At 71.1% G+C, this 17,509-nt stretch carries 14 protein-coding genes and 1 rRNA gene; 6 read left to right on the top strand and 9 right to left on the bottom strand.

The window, feature by feature from the left end; genetic code table 11:
- Together rrf and ABT300_RS14815 are read left to right on the top strand one after the other, a co-directional pair.
- Positions 1-88: ribosomal RNA gene (rrf, locus tag ABT300_RS14820) — 5S ribosomal RNA — on the top strand; the annotation flags it as partial.
- Positions 89-183: 95 nt separating this feature from the next.
- Positions 184-747, top strand: coding sequence for a GNAT family N-acetyltransferase (locus ABT300_RS14815; RefSeq protein WP_351675045.1), 564 nt, complete (start codon positions 184-186; stop codon positions 745-747).
- On the opposite strand, the gene ABT300_RS14810 is transcribed toward ABT300_RS14815, so the two are convergent.
- The 7 genes from ABT300_RS14810 to ABT300_RS14780 all read right to left on the bottom strand — a co-directional run bounded on the left by ABT300_RS14810 (position 736) and on the right by ABT300_RS14780 (position 9,770).
- On the bottom strand, positions 736-2,322 hold the full coding sequence (locus ABT300_RS14810) for a type IV secretory system conjugative DNA transfer family protein (RefSeq protein WP_351675048.1): 1,587 nt from the start codon (positions 2,320-2,322) through the stop codon (positions 736-738). The genes ABT300_RS14815 and ABT300_RS14810 overlap by 12 nt on opposite strands.
- Positions 2,323-2,336: 14 nt before the next feature.
- Positions 2,337-3,764 carry an ATP-binding protein gene (locus ABT300_RS14805; protein WP_351675043.1) on the bottom strand — a complete coding sequence of 476 codons (1,428 nt, stop codon included), beginning with the start codon at positions 3,762-3,764 and terminating at the stop codon, positions 2,337-2,339.
- 9 nt (positions 3,765-3,773) lie between these two features.
- On the bottom strand, positions 3,774-5,333 hold the full coding sequence (locus ABT300_RS14800; RefSeq protein ID WP_351675040.1) for an SCO6880 family protein: 1,560 nt from the start codon (positions 5,331-5,333) through the stop codon (positions 3,774-3,776).
- Positions 5,330-6,667, bottom strand: a complete 1,338-nt coding sequence (locus ABT300_RS14795; RefSeq protein WP_351675038.1) for a hypothetical protein — start codon at positions 6,665-6,667, stop codon at positions 5,330-5,332. Before ABT300_RS14795 ends, ABT300_RS14800 begins: the two co-directional genes overlap by 4 nt.
- Complete coding sequence (locus ABT300_RS14790) at positions 6,657-7,505, bottom strand: DUF8175 domain-containg protein (protein WP_351675036.1); 849 nt, start codon at positions 7,503-7,505, stop codon at positions 6,657-6,659. Before ABT300_RS14790 ends, ABT300_RS14795 begins: the two co-directional genes overlap by 11 nt.
- Positions 7,506-7,706: 201 nt before the next feature.
- The gene (locus ABT300_RS14785) at positions 7,707-8,015 is read right to left on the bottom strand and encodes a DUF8827 family protein (RefSeq protein WP_003991275.1); all 309 of its coding nucleotides are present in this window, start codon (positions 8,013-8,015) and stop codon (positions 7,707-7,709) included.
- 414 nt (positions 8,016-8,429) lie between these two features.
- A complete protein-coding gene (locus ABT300_RS14780) occupies positions 8,430-9,770 on the bottom strand; it encodes a S53 family peptidase (protein WP_351675033.1) in 1,341 nt (446 codons plus the stop codon).
- 615 nt (positions 9,771-10,385) lie between these two features.
- On the opposite strand from ABT300_RS14780, the gene ABT300_RS14775 reads away from it, so the two are divergent.
- Positions 10,386-11,132 carry a trypsin-like serine peptidase gene (locus ABT300_RS14775; RefSeq protein WP_351675031.1) on the top strand — a complete coding sequence of 249 codons (747 nt, stop codon included), beginning with the start codon at positions 10,386-10,388 and terminating at the stop codon, positions 11,130-11,132.
- 6 nt (positions 11,133-11,138) lie between these two features.
- Here the strand turns inward: ABT300_RS14775 and ABT300_RS14770 are convergent, their stop codons facing one another.
- On the bottom strand, positions 11,139-11,897 hold the full coding sequence (locus ABT300_RS14770; RefSeq protein WP_351675028.1) for a carbonic anhydrase: 759 nt from the start codon (positions 11,895-11,897) through the stop codon (positions 11,139-11,141).
- Between the two features lie 203 nt (positions 11,898-12,100).
- On the opposite strand from ABT300_RS14770, the gene ABT300_RS14765 reads away from it, so the two are divergent.
- The 3 genes from ABT300_RS14765 (at position 12,101) to ABT300_RS14755 (ending at position 15,772) form a co-directional block, all read left to right on the top strand.
- Positions 12,101-13,849: a serine/threonine-protein kinase gene (locus ABT300_RS14765; RefSeq protein WP_351675026.1), complete on the top strand. Its 1,749-nt coding sequence runs from the start codon at positions 12,101-12,103 to the stop codon at positions 13,847-13,849.
- 36 nt (positions 13,850-13,885) lie between these two features.
- Complete coding sequence (locus ABT300_RS14760; protein WP_351675024.1) at positions 13,886-14,893, top strand: C40 family peptidase; 1,008 nt, start codon at positions 13,886-13,888, stop codon at positions 14,891-14,893.
- Between the two features lie 168 nt (positions 14,894-15,061).
- On the top strand, positions 15,062-15,772 hold the full coding sequence (locus tag ABT300_RS14755; RefSeq protein ID WP_351675021.1) for a phosphatase PAP2 family protein: 711 nt from the start codon (positions 15,062-15,064) through the stop codon (positions 15,770-15,772).
- Positions 15,773-15,812: 40 nt separating this feature from the next.
- On the opposite strand, the gene ABT300_RS14750 is transcribed toward ABT300_RS14755, so the two are convergent.
- Positions 15,813-17,375 (bottom strand): FAD-binding oxidoreductase, encoded by a 1,563-nt coding sequence (locus tag ABT300_RS14750; RefSeq protein WP_351675019.1) that lies wholly within the window; start codon positions 17,373-17,375, stop codon positions 15,813-15,815.
- Between the last annotated feature and the right edge of the window lie 134 nt (positions 17,376-17,509).

Genomic DNA, 17,509 nt, shown 5'->3' with positions numbered 1-17,509 from the left:
CGGTTACATTCCGAACCCGGAAGCTAAGCCTCACAGCGCCGATGGTACTGCAGGGGGGACCCTGTGGGAGAGTAGGACACCGCCGAACAATCATTATAGGAAACCCCTGTGTCATTCGGCACGGGGGTTTTCTGCGTTTAAAAGGAATTTCCGAGTCGAAGCTCAGGCGCTACTGTGCTTTGCATGTACACGTATGCGGTTCGGGTGGTACGGCCGGAGGAGTGGGCCTCGGTCAAGGCGTTGCGGTTGCTCGCGCTCGAGGATCCGGCGGCGCCCCTCGCCTTTCTGGAGACGTACGAGACGGCCGCGGTCCGGCCGGACTCGTTCTGGCAGGAGCGGGCTGCCGGGGCGGCCGAGGGGTCGCTCGGAGCTCGGCAGTACATCGCCGAGGCGGAGGACGGGCAGTGGGCGGGTACCGTCACCCTGCTCGTGGAGAAGGCGGGCAGCGTCGACTGGGCCGGCCACCCCGTCGAGCGATCGCAGGGGCATGTCGTCGGGGTGTTCGTGCGGAAGGAGTGGCGGGGAAGCGGGATGACGCGTGCACTCCTCGACGCCGCCGCGGACTGGGCCTGGGAGCTGGGGCTGGAGCGGGTGCGGCTCATCGTGCACGAGCGGAACCTGCGGGCGCAGGGGGCGTACCGCAAGGCGGGGTTCGTGCCGACCGGGCGGACCGTGCTGCTGGGCGAGGACTCCCAGGAGAACGAGTACGAGTTCGCCCTCGAGCGTCCCGGGGCGTCAGACCGGTAGCTCGTGGTGCGGCCAGCGGGCCTTGGCCTGTTCGCGGGAGCGGAGCAGGGCCAGGGTGGGCAGGCCCCGGTCCGGGCCGTCGGCCAGGAGGTCCGGAAGCTGGGGGATCGGGGCCACGCCCGCCACATCGTCGAGGACGAGAGTCAGTGGTGGGTCGAGCCGACCGGAGGATGACCGTTCGGCCATGCGCCGGCCGCGCTCGACCACGCTGGAGACGAGGGCCGTCAGGAGGGGCATCGCGCCGGGGTCGGTCCTGGGGTCCTCGAGAGATTCACCGAGCACATAAAGAGTGCCCCCTTCGTCCACGAAGGAATCCAAGGCGAGGGCATCAGTTCGGTTGGGAGTGCACGCCTCGCGGATGTTCACCGTGGAGAGCGCGGAGAGGGCACGGGCCGTCAGTTCCTGGGCGATGTCACGGCGTTCGGGGTGGGCGGTCAGGGCGGCTTCAAGCTCGCCCGCCGCACCAGGAGCGGCCTTTGGGCTGGTGCGCAGGGTGCGCACCGCTTCCTGGACGCCGGTCCCCTGGGACCAGCGGTGGAGGTGGCGGACCGTGCGGCCGTCGATGGCGGCGGCGTGGAGATAGCTGCGGAGCAGTGTCTCGGCCGTCTCGGCCACCGCCTGGTCCAGCCGGGCCGTGGGGCGCACGGGCGTGAGGAGCGCCGCCGCGCGGGAGGCCGCGGTCGGTCGGTCCTCGCAGCCGGCGATGGGGGACCAGTGGAGGCGGGCCGGGGTGTCGCAGCGGTGCGCCGGGTCGTAGAGGTGGACCGGGCCCAGTTTGGCCCGGCCGTCCTTGGTGTCCTGCCAGAGTGCGGGGTCGGACGTGAGTACGAGGGCCGGCCCCGCGGCGTCCCGGACGGCCTGGGAGGCGAGCGTGAACCGGGTGGCGGGGGGCGCGTAGTGGACCGTCCCGCCTTCGGAGGGGGAGGTCTCCCAGCCGTGGGCGGACGTGGCGACGGCGGCCGCGTCGGGCTGCCGCGGCTCGGCCGGGTGTGACGGGGACGGGTGCGACGGGGGCGCGGGCGCCGGCGGGGGCGCCGTCACGGTCTGCCGGTCCGCCGGCGGGGCGGCCGAGGCGACGGACGGGGTCTGTGCGGCCGGGTCGGTGGGCGTCGTCTCCGTGCGCGGGGTGGGCACCTCGTGGTGCTGGGGCTCCGGGGTGTGCACGGGGGTCGTCCGGTCCGCCCTTCGGTGTGCGCGCACCGCCCGCCAGCGGGCCAGCGTGCCCATGACGAACACCGTGAGGACGAGCAGGATCATCAGCTGGCCGATGAGCAGGCCCCAGAAGAGGCCGTAGCCGGAGAAGCCCGCCGGGTCCGCGTCGGGCCAGGCCCCGGGGACGTCGTGGGGCTGGGCGATGAGGTGGCGCATGGCGAGGGGCGTGCGGGTGAAGGTGACCCCGGACGGCCAGGAACCGTGGGCGAGGAGAGCCGACAGTCCGGTGGCCGTCCAGACGAGGAGCGTCATGCCGAGCAGAAAGGCCAGTATGCCGACGAGCAGACCGTCGGGAACGCCCCCCTGCCCGGAGCCCCGGCCCGCGCCGTGGCTGTCGTGGCGATGCTCGTCACCCGGTCTCATGGCCATCCCGCCCCCTACGCCACCGTCGACTCGGAGGAGCCGTCCAGGTCGGCGATGTGCTGTTCCATGAAGGCCGCCGCGCGTCGTTCCTGTTCCAGCTCGGCGGCGAGCAGCGCGTCGTCGTCGGCGATGCGGTCGGCGGAGGACTCCGTCATCGCGCGGTCGGTGAACACCAGCGGGCGTTCCGTCTCGGTGACCAGGTGTTTGACGACCTGGACGTTGCCGTTGACGTCCCACACGGCGATGCCCGGGGTGAGGGTCGGGATGATCTCCACGGCCCAGCGGGGCAGGCCCAGCACGCGCCCGGTCGCTCTGGCCTCGTCCGTCTTCTGGGCGTAGATCGTCCTGGTGGAGGCCATCTTCAGGATGGCGGCGGCCTCCTTCGCCGCCGCTCCGTCCACCACGTCGGACAGGTGGTGGACGACGGCCACGAAGGACAGGCCCAGCCGGCGGCCGAACTTCAACAGCCGCTGGAAGAGCTGGGCCACGAAGGGGCTGCTGATGATGTGCCAGGCCTCCTCGACCAGGAAGATGCGCTTCTTCCGGTCGGGGCGGATCCAGGTGTGCTCCAGCCAGACCCCGACGATCGCCATCAGGATCGGCATGGCGATCGAGTTGCGGTCGATGTGGGACAGGTCGAACACGATCAGCGGGGCGTCCAGGTCGATGCCGACCGTCGTCGGGCCGTCGAACATGCCGCGTAGGTCGCCGTCGACCAGGCGGTCCAGGACCAGGGCGACGTCCAGGCCCCAGGCCCGCACGTCGTCTATGGCGACGTTCATCGCCTCCGCGGACTCCGGTTCGGGGTGGCGCAGCTGCTCGACGATGTCGGTGAGGACCGGCTGGCGCTCGACGATCGTCTCGTTGACGTAGGCGTGGGCGACCTTGAGGGCGAAGCCGGAGCGCTCGTCGAGGCCGTGGCCCATCGCCACCTCGATGATCGTGCGCAGCAGCGCGAGCTGGCCCGTCGTGGTGATCGACGGGTCCAGGGGGTTGAGGCGGATGCCGTGGTCGAGGGCGGCCATCGGGTCCAGACGGATGGGGGTTATTCCCAGCGCCTGCGCGATGAGGTTCCATTCGCCGACGCCGTCCTCGCCCTGGGCGTCCAGGACGACGACCTGCCGGTCGCGGAAGCGGAGCTGGCGCAGGACGTAGGTCTTCTCCAGGGCCGACTTGCCGTTGCCGGACTCGCCGAGGACGAGCCAGTGCGGGGCGGGCAGCTGCTGGCCGTACAGCTGGAAGGGGTCGTAGATGTAGCCCTTCCCGGAGTAGACCTCGCGGCCGATGATGACGCCGGAGTCGCCGAGGCCGGGCGCGGCCGTGGGCAGGTAGACGGCCTGGGCCTGGCCGGTGGAGGTGCGGACCGGAAGGCGGGTCGTCTCCACCTTGCCGAACAGGAAGGACGTGAAGGCGTCGGTGAGGACGGACATCGGGTCCCGCATGTGAAGCCCCTACCTTCGGATTCCGGTGGCGAACGGGAGGGTGTTCACGAACGCACGGTGGTGCTCCCGGTCGCACCACTCCAGCTTCAGGTACGACTTGCCGGCCGACGCCCTGATCGTCCGCTTGTCGCGGGCGAGGGCCTCGGGGTTGCGGGAGGAGACCGTGATGTAGCCGACCAGGTTCACGCCGGCCGCGCCGGACGCCAGGTCCTCGCCGCGCTGGTCGAGACGGGAGTGCGCGGCGACGTCGCGCGGGTCGACGGTCCGGTTCATCTTGGCGGCGCGGCTGGCCTCCGCCTCGTCGTTCGTCTTCTCCGTGAGCATGCGCTCGATGGCGACCTCGGTGGGTTCGAGGTCCATCGTGACGGCGACCGTGCGGATGACGTCCGGGGTGTGGACCAGCAGGGGGGCCAGGAAGTTGACGCCGACCGGGGTCATCGGCCACTCCTTCACCCAGGCCGTGGCGTGGCACCAGGGGGCGCGGGTGGACGACTCGCGGGTCTTGGCCTGGAGGTACGTCGGCTCCATGGCGTCCAGCTCGGCGGGCCAGGCGTTGCGCCTGGTCATCGCCTGGATGTGGTCGATGGGGTGGTCCGGGTCGTACATGGAGTGGACGAGGGAGGACAGCCGGCCCTGGCCGAGCGGCTGACGGACGCGGATGTCCGCCTCCTGCAGGCGTGAGCAGATGTCCGTGAGCTCGCGGGCCATGACGACGGCGAGGCCGGCGTCGCGGTCCAGCTTGCGGCCCGACCGGGGGTGGGCGGCGCGGGCCATCGCGTGGGCCTCGGCGGCCAGTTCGCGGGTGTAGTGCATGCACGCGACGAGGTAGGCGCGGTGCTGCTCGCTGCTGGTGGACACCATGGACTGGAGCTGGTCGTAGGAGCGGGCCAGCCAGTCGGGGGACTTCTCGTCCCCGCGGACGGCTACGTCCTTGGCGTGGGCGTCGGGGTCGGCGGGGAGGGTGCGGGCGAGTATCTGCAGCCGGGTGACGAAGCCGTCGCCGTTGGCCACGTGCTTGAGGAGGGTGCCGAAGCGGTCGACGAGGGCTTCCTGGTCCTCGCTGTCGCGCAGGCCGACGCCCGGGCCCTCGATCTCGATGGCGGCGGTCACCGTGCGCCGGTCCGCGTGCAGCAGGACGGCGATCTCGTCGGGGCCGAAGGGGGCGGCCAGCCAGCTGATGCGGCCGATGCCCGGCGGGGGGCCGACCTCGATCTCCTGGCCGTCCAGGCGGGTGCCGGCCTCCGAGGCGGTGGAGCGGTAGGCGGTGCCCCGGCGGAGGGTGCGCTTGTAGCTGCGGTTGATCTCGAACCACTTGTAGAAGGTGCGGTGCTTGTACGGCACGTACACCGCGGCCAGCGCGAGCATGGGGAAGCCGCTCAGCAGGACGATGCGCAGGGCGAGGACGGGGACGAGGAGGCCGCACATCATGCCGAGGAACGCGCCGATGACGATGAGCGCGATCTCGCCGGTCTCGCGGTTGCGGCCGACGATCGCGTTCGGCCGGGCGCGGCCGATCAGATATGTACGGCGGGGCGTGATCGCGTGGGACACGTGGGATTCGGTCGTCAACGCCCTTCACCTCCCGTGCGGTTGTTGCTGCTGTTTCGGGTGTTGCCGGCGTGCGGGGTGTTGACGGGGCTGCTCGCGCGGGGCGCGGGTGCGGCGGAGGGGACAGATCCGCCGCCCCCGTTCGGGGTGCGCGAGCTGTGTGCGGCGACCCCGCCGGACACCGGGTTGGCGGGGCGGCCGCCGGTCGCGCCGGACGAGCCGCCGCTGTCCGCGCGGGTGCTGTGCGTCTTGATGCCCTGGGCGACCAGGTTCGCCGGGGAGCTGATCACGGCGGCCGCCTTGCCCTCGGCTCCCTGCATGATGCGGTTGTTGCGGCCGTTCGCGATCTCGTCGCCGAAGCCGGGGACGAAGCGGTAGATCATCGCGCTGGCGAAGATGGCGAGCAGGATGATGGAGAGGCCGGAGACGACGGCGGAGAAGGAGTCCGGGCCGTCGCCGGAGGACAGCGCTCCGGCCAGGCCGAGCACTATCACGATGACCGGTTTGACGAGGATGACGGCGATCATGATGCCGGCCCAGCGGCGGACATGGCTCCACAGGTTCTTGTCGACCAGGCCTGCGTAGACGACCGTGCCGAGCAGCGCGCCCACGTAGAGCAGGGCGGCCCGGATGACGAGCTCCAGCCACAGCACTCCGGCGGCGAGGATCGACACGAGGGACACGACGATCAGCATGATCGGGCCGCCGCCGATGTTCTCGCCCTTGGCGAGGGCGGCGGAGAAGGTGCCGAAGAACGTGTCGGTCTGGTTGCCGGTCGTCTTGGCGAGGACGTCCGTGATGCCGTCCGTGGCGGAGACGACGGTGTAGAGGACGAGGGGGGTGAAGGCGGAGGCCAGGACGGTCAGCCAGAGGAACCCGACGGCCTCGCCGATGGCGGTCGTCAGGGGCACTCCGCGCACCGCCCGCTTGGCGACGGCCAGCAGCCACAGCAGGAGCGTCAGGACGGTCGAGGCGGCGAAGACGACGGCGTACTGCTTGAGGAACCGCTCGTTGGTGAAGTCGACGTTCGCCGTGTCCTTCACGGCGGCGCTGAGCTTGTCGATGGTCCAGGAGGCGGCGTCGGCGCAGCCCTTGGCGAGGGAGGAGAGGGGGTCGAGGGTGTCGGAGACGCCGGGGTTGGTGGTGGAGGAGTCCGCGTTGCCCCGCTCGCAGTACTTCTTGGCCTCTCCGGGGATGAGGCTGCAGTCGATGCTGCTGGACGGCGAGGGGGACGCGGAGGGCGTCGGGGTGGGCGACGGGTCCGCGAAGGCGCGGGTGGCCAGCAGCACGGCCGAGGTCTGGACGGCTGTCACGACTCCGGCGAGCCGGATCAGGCGGCGCGGCTTACCGGGCATACGTGAACCCTCCGTACTCCTCGATGGCCTTGCTGATCTCGTCGGACGTGGCGGCGGCGTCGTCGCCGGGGACCGGCGCGGGGCCGTCCTGCTGTGCGTCGTGGACGATCTTCCAGTCACCGTCGGTCCATTGGAGGTCGAAGGTCCAGGTCTTCCACGACGAGGTGACCGGGTCGGTCGACGTCGTCCCGGACATGCCGATGAGGCCCAGGTACCAGACGGCGACCTTGGCCGTGGCGGCGGAGTAGGACTGGGCGGTCGTGCCCACCGGCACCACGCGGGAGACGAAGGTGTCGCCCTTCGGCGCGTTGCCGTCGGCGTCGAGGCCCATCCGTGCGAGGAAGTCGGCCGAGTACGCCTGGTCCATCGCCGCCTGCAGCTTGGCCGCGGCGGCGGTGGTGTACACGGTGTCGACGAGGTCGTGCCGGCTGTCCTTCTGGAACATGCCGGTCGAGCCCAGGGCCACCGCGAAGTTGGCGGCGGCCGACTCGGCTCCCTGCCGGGTGTGGGCGAAGCCCGAGGGGATGCCGCCCGTCTTCGACTGGACCGGCTTCGTGCCGGTGGGGGCCGTGCTGGTGGCGTTCGGCTTGCCGCCGCCCGTCGAAGGGGACGACGTGGAAGAGGAATCGTCTCCTCCACGGTTCGCGAAGGCGATCGCCGCGATCAGCACGACGACGACGCCGACCACCGTCACCATGCCGCGCGACGGGCCGCGGGTCCCTCTTCGGGGGCCGCCGTAGAGGTCGTCCTCCGGCAGCCGGAGGCGGGTTCCGCCGTAGCGGCGGCCCTCGTCGGTGCGTGCGGGCTCGCCGTAGTCGTGTTCGTCGCCGGGAGTCATGCCGGGTACGCCCCCTCGTTGCCGTACCGGAACGCATAGCAGTACGACGGTAGCCGTGCTGGTTCCCGCGCGGGCGCGGTGTGGTGACTCGACATCAGGGACATCAGGGAAACGCAACCTCAGCCGGTGGGCACGACAGGTGGGTGGGGACGGGGGGCCGGGCGTGCCCGGACGGGACTGGGGGTGGTGCGGTGGCCGCAGCTACACGGCCATGCCGTACACGATCGTGAACAGTGTCCCCAGGGAACCGATGATGAAGACGCCTGTCAGACCGGCGATGATGAGGCCCTTGCCCTGTTCCGCGCTGAAGGTGTCCCGCAGGGCCGTGGCGCCGATGCGCTGTTTGGCCGCGCCCCAGATGGCGATGCCGAGGCAGAGGAGGATGGCGACCGCCATCACGACCTCGATCATCACCTTGGCCTCGTTGCCCAGGCTGCCGAAGGGCCCCCAGTCGGGAGCGATCCCGCCGATGATGGTGTTGATGTCGCCCTTGTCGGCCGCGAACAGCATGTAAGTCACCGCCCCTGGTGGGTAGTTCCGCCGCCCTCTGCCGGTGCGCAGAGGTCACGTCTCATTCTCGCCGACAAAGTCGCCGTCGTATGTCGACTTGGCGTCATTGACGGGCCGGATTCGTACGAATAGCTCGTATGGTCACTCTGTGTATCACGGCAGGTCACGCCGGGCAACGAGGCCGGAGCGGAACCTGTGGTGTGGTTCCGTCGTTAGCCCACTTCACGGCCCTGCGCGGTTTCTGACGGCCGGTCGGGTGAGCGTACGTTTCGATGTTCTCACGAGGAAGGGCGAACGGGCCGCGGCTGGGTGCCGCGGCCCGTTCGCCCTTTCGCCACGGGTGGCCCCCACGGCCCACTGTGGCTGATCGGTGTGACGGAAGGTCAGGTCACGAGGTCAGATCGTCAAGTCAGGTCATCCGGTGAAGGCGGCCGTCCCCTCGGGCGTGCCGAGACCGGTGGGGCCGTCGTAGCCGGAGCGGGCGGTGCAGAGGTAGGAGGCGCTGGAGGAGCAGGTGCCGTTGCTGCCGCTGGTGACGTCGTTCAGGGCGGAGGAGCCGGCGGCCGCGTAGGGGTACGAGGCCGGGTAGTCGCTGCTGCCGGGCGTGCCGGCGAGGGCGTAGACGGCGGCGATGATGGGCGAGGAGGCGCTGGTGCCGCCGAAGGTGTACCAGCCTGCGGTGACGCCGTAGGAGTCGTAGACGGAGACGCCGGTCGCCGGGTCGGCCACGGCCGAGACGTCGGAGACGGTGCGCTTGGCGCAGCCGGTGTCGGTCTGCCAGGTCGGCTTGGCGTCGTAGGCGGAGCAGCCCGAGCCGGTGCCCTCGGTGGAGCTGGTGTTCCAGACCTTCTCGGTCCAGCCGCGGGAGTTCGAGGACGCGGACAGGGCGGTGCCGCCGACGGACGTCACGTACTTGGAGGCGGCCGGGTACTCGGCCCCGTAGCCCTCGTCGCCCGCGCTGACCGTGATGGCGACGCCGGCGTGCTTGAAGTACGAGGTGTCGTACGAGGTGTCCGAGGAGGACTCGGAGCCGCCGTAGCTGTTGGACACGAACTTCGCGCCCAGCGTCACGGCCTCGTTCACGGCCTTGCCGAGGTTGGTCATGGAGGCGGAGTTGGCCTCGACGAGCAGGATCTTGCAGTTCGGGCAGACCGCGCTGGCCATGTCGAGGTCGAGGGACTCCTCCTCGGCCCAGCCGCTGTCGGCGGAGGGCAGCGAGGTCGTCGAGCCGGTCTGGCTCACCTTCTTGAAGCAGCCGTTGGCCACCGTGCAGGCGGGGAGACCGTAGTAGGAGCGGTACTTGGCGAGGTCGGCGGCGGCGTTCGGGTCGTCGTACGCGTCGACGATCGCGATGGTCCTGCCGGAGCCGTTGCTCGCGGCGGCGTCGGCCAGGCCGTAGGCGTCCTGGAGGTCGGACGGACCGTAGCCGGTGGGGGAGGCGGCGGCCGCCTTCGGGGTGACGGCGGCGGTCCGGCCGGTGTCGGCGGCGCGTTCCCTCTGGAAGGCGGTGCTGCCGCCGGTGACGCGGAAGGAGTTGCAGGTCAGATCACCCTTGTGCTTGGGGGTGGCACAGGGGGTCGCTGCCCAGGTGACCTTCGAGGGCGTCGTCTTGGCGGTGGCGGTGGGTGCCGCGCTCGCCTGGGCCGCGGCGCCGAGTCCGGCGAGCACGAGGGCGGCGGCGCCGAGGATCGAGGCGCCGGCGCGGCGTCGTCGGGCGGATCTGGCGGGGGAGGCGGGGGAAGTCGTCGTACGCAACGGACAGCTCCTGATGACGGGGTGACAGGGGCGGTGCGGGTGGGGGTGATGCGTGCCACCGGTACGTGGTCCCCGGAGGCGGGCGGCGGCCCACGACGACTGTTCCTTTGTTGAGTACGCGACAACAAGACACCCGGCGGAATCCTGACTTCCGCCTTACTGAAGGGGGTTGTGTGATTGCTGACCGATGGCGGGGGGATGGTGCGGCGATGGCGCTGGCTTGACCTCGGGGCGATCAAGTGGTCGTCGAGCCGCGGGACTTCGGCGCGCAACGCGGCATGCGGTGACGACCTTGGCCCGGACGTCGGGAGGCGGGGATGCGGGGAGGGAGACGGATGCGGGGAGGGAAGCGGAGGCGGGGGAGGGAAGCGGAGGCGGGGGAGGGAAGCGGAGGCGGGCGTGGGGTGTCGGAGGGCGCGGGCCGGGTACCCGCCTCGGTGCCTCAGTGCCTCAGTGCCTCAGTGCCTCAGTGCCTCGGTGCCTCGGTGCCTCGGGTTCCGGGGCCGGGGGCGAGGGCGGGAAGGTAAGGGTCGGGAGGTTGTGTGAGCCAGGTGCGGGTAGCGTCGGAAGTGCTGTCTGTCGCTTCTCTCACCTTCGTGGGACACAGTGGATCCGATGAACCGAAACGCACTGCTCGGTGCGGTCGTGCTGCTGGCCGCCCTCTCCGCCTCCGAGGCGGCCGCCGACGGGGGGCCCGGACCCCTCGGGGTGACGGCCGTCGCCGTGGCGACCGCGCAGTCCGCGAAGGTGGGCGCACTGCTGTCCGCAGACGACGCGGACGCGGGCAGACTGGCCGGCGAGCACGTCTGCACGGCGTCCGTGGTGCACAGCCCGCACCGTGATCTCGTCGTCACGGCCGCGCACTGTCTGATCGACGCCGACGACGTGGCCTTCGTCCCCGGCTACCGGGACGGAGAGGCCCCCTACGGGGTCTGGAAGGTCGCGAGGGTCTTCCTGCCCGACGGGTGGAAGCAGGGGCAGGACGAGGACAGCGACGTGGCGTTCGCCGCGCTCGAGGAGCAGGACGGCGAGGGCGTCGAGGACGTCGTCGGCGGCAACCGGTTCGCCCCGGGCACCGCCACCGGGGCCACGCCCGTGACCGTCACGGGGTACCCCAACGCCGGCGAGGCCCCGATACGGTGCGTGAACAGGCCCACGGTCCACACCGCCACCCAGCAGCGCATAGCCTGCCCCGGCTTTTCCGGCGGCACCAGCGGCAGCCCGTGGGTGAACGGCTACGGCGAGGTCGTCGGCATACTCGGCGGTCACGAGCAGGGCGGATCGACGGACGACGTCTCGTACAGCGTGGTCCTCGGACCGGAGGCCGCGCAGCTGTACCGGGAGGCGGCCTCCGATTCCTAGGGGGCCCTATGCGACAGGGTGCACGAGCTGGGTGGTCAGCTCGTAGCGGGCGCCGACGACGGCCAGCTCGCCGGCGGCGATCTTCGCGGCCAGGTCGGGCTCGGCGGCGAGGCGTGAGCGGACGGCCCGTATGTTGGCGTCGATCGTCGAGTCGACGCGGGCGTCGCCGGTCCTGGTGCGGTCGATGGCCGGGGAGATCTGGTCCGCCAGATACTGGATGTGGGCGGGCAGCCGCTCACCGGTCAGATCCGCCTGCACCGCGGCCTTCACCGCGCCGCACGACTGGTGCCCGAGCACCATGACCAGCGGTATCCCCAGTTCCAGCACTCCGTAGGCCACGCTGCCGAGCACGGCCTCGTCGAGGACCTCGCCCGCGCTGCGGACGGTCATCAGGTCGCCGAGGCCCTGGTCGAACACCAGCTCGGGCGGCACGCGCGAGTCGATGCAGCCGAGGATCAGGGCGAAGGGGTGTTGTCCGGCCGTCAGGTTCGCCCGGACGGCGGGCGTCTCGTCCGGATGGCGCTCACAGTAGGTGCGCCAGCGCCGGTTGCCCGCGGCGAGTTCCCGCAGTGCGCCGTCGGCGGTGGCGGGTCGGGGCGCGGAACCGCGCGGGGTCGTGGTGCGGGGGGCGGCGGAGGCGGGGGCCGCGGCGAGGGCGAGGCCGCTCAGGGTCGCCGTGCCGGCGAGGCCGCGCAGCAGTGCGCGGCGGGCGGTGGCGGCCGCGGGGCGCTGTGCGGAGCGGTGGGGGGCGTCTTCAGGATTCACGGGGTGGAACGTATGTCCGAGCCCGAAGGCGATCGCGCATGTTGCCGAATCATGGTCCCGCGTGACGATCAGGGGATCGAACGTTGGGCGATGCTTGACGTCGGCCCGGGCCGCCCTTTGCCCGGACGGAGGCCGGCTCGCCCGGACCGGTGGGGCGGGGACCGTTTCCCCGGCCAACTGAGCTGTATGGCATGGTCGGTTCGGTGGACGTACTGAAGGCTCAGGACCCCGCGCGGATAGGCGCGCACACACTTCTCGCGAGGCTCGGCGCAGGTGGCATGGGGCAGGTCTACCTCGGGCGGTCGCCCGGCGGACGGCTCGTGGCGATCAAGGTCATCCGGGACGAGATCGTCGACCACCCGGAAGCGCTGGCTCGGTTCCGGCGCGAGGTCGAGACGGTGCGGGCGGTCCGCAGCGCGTACACGGCCAACCTCATCGACGCCTCGCTGCAAACGGCGCCTTATTGGCTGGCGACGGAGTATGTGCCGGGGCCGACCCTGGGCGGTGCGGTGCGGGAACGGGGGCCGTTGCCCTCGGACAGCGCGCGGCGCCTGTTCGCCGCGCTGGCCGAAGCGCTGGCAAGCGTCCACGGGTACGGAGTGACACATCGGGACCTCAAACCGCAGAACGTGATCCTCTCGACGCAAGGCCCGCTGCTCATCGACTTCGGCATCGCCCGAGGGACGGCGGACACGGCCCTGACACAGACCGGACTCGCCCCGGGGACGCCCGGGTACACGGCGCCGGAGGTGCTGATCAGCAATCAGGTGGGGCCGGCCACCGACATGTTCGCCCTGGGGGCGACACTCGCCCTCGCCGTGACGGGACGTCCGCCGTTCGGGTCAGGCCCCACACACGCGGTGTCGTACCGGGTGGTGCACGAGGACATCGACGTCGGCGGGGTCGAGCCGGATCTGGCAGAGCTCATACGGGACTGCGTGGCGAAGGACCCCGCTCGGCGACCTGGGCCGGCCGAGGTGATCGCCCGCTGCGCGGTGGTCTCCGCGCTCGCCGAGGATCCGTTCTACGTTCGCCTCACCAGCGACGTCGAGGCCGCGCCGCAGGATCTCCAGGCCGCCCGGGCGGCCGGGCTGGTCCCGCCGGGGCACGGGGCCCCGACGCCGCCGGCGTACGCGCCGACCGCCGGGCCCGGCTACGCGCCGACGGCCGTCCCCGGATATGTGCCCACTCTCGTGCCCTCGGCGCCGACGGCCGTGCCGGGACGGCGACGGTCGCGTCGCACGCCGTGGGTCGTCGCCCTCGCGGTCGCCGTGGTGGTGGGGACGGGGACCGCGGTGACGCTGAAGGTGCTGGAAGGGAACAGGGCGGGGGCGAAGGGCGGAGGCTCGTCGCCCTCGGCGTCTCCCCCCGCGAGCAGGGCGCCGCAGAAGGCCCCGGAGTACATCCTGAACGACCGTGTCTCCCGGGACCGCTGGACCCTGTCCACGGAGCCGGCCGACGCCGCGCACGGTGTCGGCAAGTGCGCCCAGATCGGAGCCGTCAATGCGCCGATGGAACTTCAGTACGGGGTGGACGACCTCGACCACCCTGGCTCCCCCTCGATCGACAGACGAGCGAAGATCACCTTCCGCTTCAAGTACGCGGACATCGAGGACGAGAAACCGGCCCCGTACTACGTCTCGGTGGGCGTGAAACCGCCGCACGACATAGACGCCGACACGGGCAAGCCGTACGAGGTGATGGCGGACAGCAAGAGCGTCGGCTACACGAGCAGGCCCATGGACATCTACGAGCACTGGAAGACCGGCGGGTTCGTCCAGCTGACCTATCCGGACGACTTCCGCAGCCACTTCTCCCCGAGCGACTCCGAGCCGGCCATCCCCGTGATCAACGACCCGGGCGACTGGACCGCCGTGTTCTATCACGTCAAGAGCAGCCCGACCGACTACGAGAGCATCGGTTGCACCGGATTCCGGGTGGGAAGCTCATAGACTGACGAGGGCGGAATGCCGGGCGGCGAGGGGCGGTTGACGGTGCGTAAGGCGTGGCTCCTGACGGCCGCCGTTGCCGGGGCGGGGCTCAGCTTCGTGATGCTGCTCGTCGTCGGCGTGTACGTCGTCGCGGGGAACATCGTCAACGGTGTGGGCGGCAAGAGCGTGGGCCTGGCCAAGGGGGCCGTGCCGGCTGCGTACCAGGCGCTCGTGCAGAAGTGGGGAAACCACTGCCCGGCGATCAATCCCGCACTGCTCGCCGCGCAGCTGTACCAGGAGAGCGGATTCAACCCCAATGCCAAGAGCCCGGCGAAGGCGGAGGGAATAGCTCAGTTCATCCCCGGAACCTGGGCCACGCACGGCGTCGACGGCGACGGCGACGGCGACCGCGACGTCTGGGATCCGAATGACGCGATTCCATCGGCGGCGTCGTACGACTGCCAGCTCGCGTCCTACGTCAAGAGCGTGCCCGGGAACATCACGCACAACATGCTCGCGGCCTACAACGCGGGGCCGGACGCGGTCATCAAGTACGGCGGGGTGCCCCCGTACAGCGAGACCCGCACCTACGTGAAGACGATCACGACGCTCGAGAAGTCCTTTGCTGCTCCTGTTGCTCGGGTGGATCCCTCCAAGCAGGCTGCGGGGGCCATCTACTTCGCGCAGAAGAAGCTTGGCACGCCTTATCTGTGGGGTGGGAACGGCACCGCTGACCAGGGAGGACGGTTCGACTGCTCGGGGCTGACGAAGGCCGCCTACGAGAGCGTCGGGATCACCCTGCCCCGGGTCGCCAACGATCAGTACAACGCCGGGCCGCATCCGAAGCGGAGCGAGCTGCTGCCGGGGGACCTGGTGTTCTTCTCCACCGACCTCGGCAACTCGCGGGCCATCCATCACGTGGGGATCTACGTCGGCGGCGGGTACATGATCGACGCGCCCTACACCGGGGCCGTCATCCGCTTCGACCCCATCGACACCGCTGAGTACTTCGGAGCCACCCGGGTCACCGAAGATGGCGCGAAAGCGCTCCCGACGAGGGTGTGAGGAGGGCCGGAACCCCGGCTCTGAGCTGCGCGGATCTGTCTCTCTTCGATAACGTCTGAGTGATCATTCAGTGGAGAGTGGAACGTATCAACCGGGGCCGTGCGTTCCTGTTGAAGCGGGCGCATGCGAGGCGCGCCGAGCAGAACACGATGAAGGGGCCGCAGCACCATGGCTGGACTCGCCGAATCCGGGTCGAACCCCGACGTCGACCTGCTCTACGACATCAACGGGCTGGCCAAGGACGCCCCGCACTGGTTCGATCGCATCGTCGAATTCGTCGGTGAGTACGGGCTGTTGCTCGTGATGATCCTGCTGGTTCTGGGGTGCTGGTGGGGAGTGCGCCGTCGGCCGGGCGGAGCCGAGGAGGCCGCCTCCTCCGTGGCCGCGCTGGTGTGGGCGCCGCTCGCCGCAGCCGTCGCCGTGCTGGTGAACGTGCCGATAAGAGGGTTCGTCGAGCGGCCGCGGCCCTTCCTCGATCACCAGGGTCTCGAGGTGCTCGTCTCCGGCAAGACCGACTACTCGTTCGTGAGCGACCACGCCACGCTCACCATGGCCATGGCCGTGGGCCTCTTCGTCGCCAACCGGAAGTTCGGACTCGTCGGGATAGGGGTCGCCCTGCTCGAGGGGTTCTGCCGGGTCTACATGGGCGTGCACTACCCCACCGACGTGATCGGCGGGTTCGCGCTCGGCACCGCGGTGGCGCTGCTGCTGTCGCCGGTCGCCTCCATGCTGCTCACCCCGGTGCTGAGGGCCGTCGACCGGTCGCCCCGGATGGGCTGGCTGGTGCGCAGCCGGTCGGCCCGGGCCGGCGAGCGGGAGGGGTTCGGCCGCGGCGCCCGGCACGAGGTCGCCGCGGAGGAGCGGGACCTCGCCGCCTGACCCTGACGCCGCCTGACGCCGCGTGGGTCGCCCCCGGGCCTCAGAGGGCCTGGGGGTAGGTGAAGAAGCCGCCCGGGTCGTAGTGCTGCTTCAGCCGGGTCAGACGGGGGAGCGCGTCGCCGTAGTAGGCCTTGCGCCAGTTCGTCAGGGTCGGGTCCGCGTAGTTCTGGTAGGCGGCGCCCGAGGCGTACGGGGCCATCGCCCGGTGGGCGGTGTTCAGCCAGGACTGCGCCGCCGTCCCCGCGGTGCCGGCCCGCCAGGACGCGATGTACTGGGCCAGCATGCGTGAGCGGCGGTGGACGAACGCGGTGGCCATCGGCGAGACCCGGTTGACCGCGCCGCCCAGCGCCGTGAGCGCGATGCTGCCCGAGCCGCCCTGCACCGACGTGATCTGCTTCAGCAGCGTCTGGATGCCCGCCGCCGAGAGCGAGACGTCGAAGAAGTCCGAGCGGGCCGCGTACGTCTCCCGGCCCAGCGCGCCCTGCGGGGAGCGGCCCGGCGTGGAGCCCGGCAGGTGGCACTGGGCGTCCGAGGAGAAGGAGGAGCAGCCGGCGTAGATCTCCATCGCCGCCTCGTAGGTGCGCCGCCGCAGGGACACGTTCGTCGCGGGGGCGCCCACCCGGTCGGCGAGGCGGTCGACGGCGTTCTCGAGCTGGCCGTACGTGCCGATGCAGAACGCGGCGACGGAGATGGTGGGGGTGCCGCCGGGGGCGTTCGCCACGTGGAGGGAGGACCAGATCTCGTCGGGCTGGGCCGGGCCCCACTCCTGCCACGCCTTCATCACCGCGGCCGCCTTCGACCAGGGCCAGGTGAGGTAGCCGGTGACCGCCTGGGGCGCGGGGTGGGTCTTGAACTCCAGTTCGGTGACGACGCCGAAGTTGCCGTTGCCGGCTCCGCGCAGGGCCCAGAAGAGGGCCGTGTTCCTCGTCGCGTCGGCGGTGAGCTGCTTGCCGTCCGCGGTGATGATCGTGGCGCGGGTGAGGCTGTCGCAGGTCAGGCCGTAAGCGCGGGAGACCACGCCGTGGCCGCCGCCCAGCACGAGGCCGGAGACGCCGACCGTCGGGCAGGAGCCCGCGGGGATCGTCACGCCCTTCGCCGTGAGCGCCCGGTAGACGTCGATCAGCTTGGAGCCCGCGCCGACGACGGCCGAACCGCCGCTCGCCCGGACCCGGTTCAGCTTGGAGACGTCGATGATCAGCCGGCCGTCGCCGGAGGACCAGCCGCCGTAGGAGTGGCCGCCGTTGCGGATCGCGGCCTTGATCCGGTGGGCGCGGGCGTAGGCCATGACCGTGCGGATGTCGTCGGCGTGGGCGACGTAGGCCACCGCTGCGGGCTTGAGGCCGTCGAAGCGGGTGTTGTAGAGCTGACGGGCCGCCGCCCAGGAGGCTTCGCCGGGGCGGACCAGCGTGCCGTCCAGGCCGCGGGCGAGGGCGGCCCAGTTGGCGGGGGCGGAGACGCTGGTCGTCGTGAGGGTCGTCCCGGCGGACTTGTCGCCGCCCGCGGTGTGGGGGGCGGCGCTCGCGCTGCCGCCGCTCGCCCTGCACGCGGTCACTGCCGCCGCGACCGCGGCCGTGCCGCCCGCGATGAACGTACGCCGTTCCATGTTCGTGCGCCTTCCCTCGGCCACTGTCGGCTTCACAGAGCGAGACGGGGCCATGAGACCACAGGTTCCGCCGGCCGCCGGCGGTGACGGAACGGTGACGTCCGGAGGGCGGGCCTCCTGTCCGGCGGGTCGGG

It is taken from the genome of Streptomyces sp. NPDC001027, from assembly GCF_040299045.1.
Taxonomy (GTDB): Bacteria; Actinomycetota; Actinomycetes; order Streptomycetales; family Streptomycetaceae; genus Streptomyces.
Note: the sequence above shows the minus strand (reverse complement) of the source record. Positions and strands in the feature narration are given on the sequence as shown.

Bases quoted from the DNA above. Each gene is read 5' to 3' on its own strand.
- ABT300_RS14815 (WP_351675045.1), top strand. From the start codon at position 184: ATGTACACGTATGCGGTTCGGGTGGTACGGCCGGAGGAGTGGGCCTCG.
- ABT300_RS14810 (WP_351675048.1), bottom strand. From the start codon at position 2,322: ATGAGACCGGGTGACGAGCATCGCCACGACAGCCACGGCGCGGGCCGG.
- ABT300_RS14805 (WP_351675043.1), bottom strand. From the start codon at position 3,764: ATGCGGGACCCGATGTCCGTCCTCACCGACGCCTTCACGTCCTTCCTG.
- ABT300_RS14795 (WP_351675038.1), bottom strand. From the start codon at position 6,667: ATGCCCGGTAAGCCGCGCCGCCTGATCCGGCTCGCCGGAGTCGTGACA.
- ABT300_RS14790 (WP_351675036.1), bottom strand. From the start codon at position 7,505: ATGACTCCCGGCGACGAACACGACTACGGCGAGCCCGCACGCACCGAC.
- ABT300_RS14785 (WP_003991275.1), bottom strand. From the start codon at position 8,015: ATGCTGTTCGCGGCCGACAAGGGCGACATCAACACCATCATCGGCGGG.
- ABT300_RS14775 (WP_351675031.1), top strand. From the start codon at position 10,386: ATGAACCGAAACGCACTGCTCGGTGCGGTCGTGCTGCTGGCCGCCCTC.
- ABT300_RS14755 (WP_351675021.1), top strand. From the start codon at position 15,062: ATGGCTGGACTCGCCGAATCCGGGTCGAACCCCGACGTCGACCTGCTC.
- ABT300_RS14750 (WP_351675019.1), bottom strand. From the start codon at position 17,375: ATGGAACGGCGTACGTTCATCGCGGGCGGCACGGCCGCGGTCGCGGCG.